4 protein-coding genes are annotated in these 4412 nt (G+C 48.8%); all 4 read left to right on the top strand.

What is annotated here, in order from left to right; genetic code table 11:
- Positions 1-79: 79 nt before the first annotated feature.
- The gene (locus tag AC2VLY_RS08400; RefSeq protein WP_486891821.1) at positions 80-1108 is read left to right on the top strand and encodes an ORF6N domain-containing protein; all 1029 of its coding nucleotides are present in this window, start codon (positions 80-82) and stop codon (positions 1106-1108) included.
- On the top strand, positions 1098-2360 hold the full coding sequence (locus AC2VLY_RS08405) for a restriction endonuclease subunit S (protein WP_486891822.1): 1263 nt from the start codon (positions 1098-1100) through the stop codon (positions 2358-2360). Before AC2VLY_RS08400 ends, AC2VLY_RS08405 begins: the two co-directional genes overlap by 11 nt.
- 5 nt (positions 2361-2365) lie before the next feature.
- Complete coding sequence (locus tag AC2VLY_RS08410; RefSeq protein WP_486891823.1) at positions 2366-3661, top strand: SIR2 family protein; 1296 nt, start codon at positions 2366-2368, stop codon at positions 3659-3661.
- Positions 3658-4412 (top strand): type I restriction endonuclease (locus tag AC2VLY_RS08415; RefSeq protein ID WP_486922087.1); only part of this gene is annotated, 755 nt, incomplete at its 3' end. The genes AC2VLY_RS08410 and AC2VLY_RS08415, both read left to right, overlap by 4 nt.

Genomic DNA, 4412 nt, shown 5'->3' on the forward strand with positions numbered 1-4412 from the left:
AAACCCGAAGAGGATGAGGCATGGGCCTACTTGCAGCCGGTCAGGTCACCCTTACCGTCTTATGCGGAGACGGCGGGCGATGGATAACCGCAACGACAAGTCGGCAAAAACCAACCTGAAGGAGCCGGGTATGGGGGGTGATAAAGACACGGGTATCGCACTGCGGGGAGATAGTCTGCGCAGCCTCATATACACTGTGCGCGGGATGGAGGTAATGCTGGACAGCGATCTAGCAGGGTTATACGGCGTTGAAACCAGGGTCTTCAACCAGGCGGTCAAGCGCAATATCGATCGGTTTCCCGAGTCTTTCCGCTTTCATCTCACCCAGGTTGAATACGATTCTTTAAGGTCACCATTGGTGACCTTAAACGAGGAGCCTGACTTGAGATCACAATCTGTGACCTCAAGTGCCCATGGCGGGAGAAGGTACCATCCTTACGCCTTCACCGAACAGGGCGTGGCCATGCTCTCGGCGGTGCTGCGCAGCGAAACTGCCGTCCAGATCAGCATCCACATCATCAATGCCTTTATCGCCATGCGCCGGTTCATGGCCGCCAATGGCGGCCTGCTCCAACGCATGGACTCGCTGGAAAAACGGCAAATCCACCACGAGATCAACACCGACGACCGCTTCAACAAGGTGTTCGACGCGCTTGAAAGCAAAACCCTGAATCCCACCCAGGGCATCTTTTTTGACGGCCAGATATTCGACGCCTATGTGTTTGTCAATGACCTGCTGCGCCAGGCGAAACAATCCATCGTCCTGATCGACAACTACATCGACGACAGTGTGCTGATGCAACTGACCAAGCGCCGCCAAGGCGTCAGCGCCACCATCCTGACCAAAACCATCAGCAAGCAGATTGCCCAAGACCTGAAAAAGCACAACGCCCAGTATCCGCCGATCCAGATACATGAGTTTGGCGACAGCCACGACCGTTTTCTGATTCTGGACGGCAAAGCGGCCTACCACCTCGGCGCGTCGCTCAAGGATTTGGGCAAGAGGTGGTTTGCCTTTTCCAGAATGGACGGGAGCGGATTGAAGGTGATGGAGCGGGTGGATGCGCTCATTGAGGCCAACCTGAAGGGGCTTGGGTATGGCGAGTGAGTGGCAGAAACTTGCGCTCGGTGACTTGACTGAATGGTCTTCAGGCGGGACGCCGCCAAAAAGCAATCCTGAATTTTGGGGTGGTGATATCCCTTGGATAAGTGCCAGTTCGATGAAAACTGGTCGCCTATCTGAGTCGGATAGGACGCTGACGCCAGAAGGTTTGAAGCGAGGTAGCAGGCTAACGAGAAAAGGAAATGTGCTGCTATTGGTACGAGGTAGTGAGCTTCACAAGCGCATTCCTGTTGGGATTGCTGTAAGAGACGTCTCCTTTAACCAAGACGTAAAAGCCTTGTGTGCAAAAAACGGGCTTGACAAGGATTTTCTGTACTACTGGCTAGCTGGCAACGAAACAATGTTGCTTTCCAAGGTGGAAAATACAGGCATTGGTGCTGGCAAACTGGATACGAATGTTCTCAAGAATCTCCCAGTCCTCCTGCCGCCAAGACCCGAACAACGCCGCATCGCCCACATTCTGGGCACCCTTGATGACAAGATTGAGAACAACCGCAAGACGGCCAAGACGCTGGAAGCCATGGCGCAGGCCATCTTCCAGTCGTGGTTCGTGGACTTCGACCCAGTACGCGCCAAGATGGCCGGGGAATCGAAAGAAAGCATCTGCAAGCGGCTGAAGCTCACGCCGGAAATTCTGGACCTATTTCCTGATCGGCTGGTGGACTCGGAATTGGGTGAAATTCCAGAGGGGTGGGAAGTCAAGCCATTAGGCGATCTACTTGAACTCGCTTATGGAAAACCATTAAAAGCAGAAAATCGCACAAATGGCAATGTACCCGTATATGGGTCAAATGGTTTAATAGGCTGGCATGATGAAAAGCTGATAGATGGTCCAGGAATAGTAGTCGGACGGAAAGGCAATCCAGGAACAGTAACGTGGGTAGAAAGTGGTTTCTACCCTATTGATACGACTTTTTACGTAATATCTATAAACAGGGTTGGTCTTCGCTTTTTATATCATGCTTTAATGTGTCACGACCTTACTTCGTTAGGGGCTGACTCTGCAGTGCCCGGTCTCAACCGAAATCTAGCGTATATTAGTAAACAGTTGGTGCCTCATGACAGCCTAGATTTCGTATTTGAAAATCTCACAAAAAAACTTTTCCTATCGAGTCATAACCTAAATAAACAATCTATGGATGGCACTGAGATCAGAGACACCCTTCTACCCAAACTCATATCTGGCGAAATCCGCGTACCGGATGCTGAACACCTTGTTAAAGTAGCAACGAGGTAATATATATGCACGAAATTGAAAACAAGGAACACAGAATAACATTTCATAATAATCACAATGTATTCATTCTCGGCGCGGGTTTTTCTGTTGACGCTGGGCTGCCCACAATGAAATCCTTTATACCTGCAATGCGACATGCAGTTAATTGGGCAGAGCAAGAAAAACTTCCCGATTTACTTGATGAAATTGTTCGGTCATTAGTTTTCAGAAAGTTATCAACATCAGCGGCCTATAGATGCAAAATTGATCCAGACAATATTGAGGATATATTTAGTCTGTTCGATGGTGGCTCTTCTCTTTTTAATGCAAATTATAATAGATTTAGCATGCAAAGAGCCATAGCTGCAACCCTTGAGTCGCGCATGGCACTCTACCGCGAACATAAAAGAACTATTAACCTTGCTTTGTTTGATTATATCACGCGGTCGCTTTCTGAAAGCTATATTGATTCGCTTCAGGATGATAAAAACTCAAATATACAAAAAATAATTCCGTTATACGAAGCTTACGCAGCAATGTTTGCGAATATGTTTGCTGTTAAAGACGATTGTCTAACCACGCAACCAAAAAATACCTTAATTACCTTTAATTATGATACATTGCTTGAAGAATCATTAGAAGATATGTCCATTTCATATAATCTAGGCATTTCAAATTCAGACGATTTTTTCATTGATTCTGAGTGCGCAAATCTAGTCAAAGACAGCGAACTGTCTGGGCTAACTATTCTCAAATTGCATGGCTCAATGAATTGGGTCGTGCCTGGTCACTATGGTGATCAAATTCTAAGCCCTTCTGGCAAAATACCGGATATTCGGATATACAAGACAGCTACCGATCTTTTTGCTGACCAAGCTCGAACCTACGATCAACTAATCTTAGAGCCACCGACATGGAATAAGGGTAAAAGCGCACCCATATTACAGAAACTATGGAACAAGTCTGTTGAAGCGTTAAATACTGCGACAAGGATTTTCATAATTGGCTATTCCTTACCAGAGACAGATATGCACTTTAAATACCTTATGGCATCCGGTCTTTCTAACAATATTAGTCTTGAGGAAATTGTTATTGTAAACCCAGCATTCGACGACCCACAGGAATCTGAAGCACTCAGGACTAGGATATTTAAGATTTTCCGCGAGGAACATGAATCTGATCGCACCATCAAATTGATCCCGTATAATGCGTTCAATTTCATTCTGGCGCCGGGCGGCAGCAAAAATGTGCAAACCGATCTATTGCCTTTTATATTACTACCTTCACTTGATCTTTCATTTTTTCTACATCCAACCCCATGACCCCCCTCAACGAATCCACCATCGAACACCACGCCATCGCCCTGTTCCGGGAACTGGGTTACGCCTACGCCTTCGGCCCCAACATCGGCCCGGACAGCGACCATCCCGAACGGGCAGACTATGAAAACCCCCTGTTACTGGAACGCCTGCGCACCGCCACTCATCGCCTGAATCCCGAAGCCCCCAAAGACATCCGCGAAGAAGCCCTGCGCCATGTGCAGGCTATCGCCGTGGGTGGACTCATGACCGAGAACAGCCTCTTTCAGCAGATGCTCGTGGAAGGGGTGCGGGTGGCCTTTATGGTAGATGGCGAAGAACGCGGCAGCATTGTCCGCCTGATGGACTATGAGCACCCCGAACAGAACGATTTTCTGGTCGTGAACCAGTACACCGTCATCCATGACCGGGTGAATCGTCGGGCGGACCTGGTGGTCTTCGTGAATGGCCTGCCGCTGGGTCTCTTTGAACTCAAAAACATGGCAGACGCCAACGCCACTATCCGCAAAGCCTGGAATCAGTTGCAGACCTATCAGGCCGACATTCCCAACCTTATGGCTTATAACGCCGTGCTGGTCATCAGCGATGGCCTCAAAGCCGCCGTGGGCTGTCTGGGTGCCCCTTATGAACGCTTCCTGCCGTGGAAAACCATCGACGGGCAGGAACTCATGCAAAGCGGGGATGATCCTTTACGTTTCCTGATTCACGGGGTTTTTGAACCGAAGCGCTTTCTGGGCCTGATCCGCCATTTCAT

This window comes from Acidithiobacillus sp. TH-A36, from assembly GCF_057473445.1.

Excerpts from the sequence above, each read along its gene's own strand:
- AC2VLY_RS08410 (WP_486891823.1), top strand. The coding sequence starts at position 2,366 with ATGCACGAAATTGAAAACAAGGAACACAGAATAACATTTCATAATAAT.
- AC2VLY_RS08400 (WP_486891821.1), top strand. The coding sequence starts at position 80 with ATGGATAACCGCAACGACAAGTCGGCAAAAACCAACCTGAAGGAGCCG.
- AC2VLY_RS08405 (WP_486891822.1), top strand. The coding sequence starts at position 1,098 with ATGGCGAGTGAGTGGCAGAAACTTGCGCTCGGTGACTTGACTGAATGG.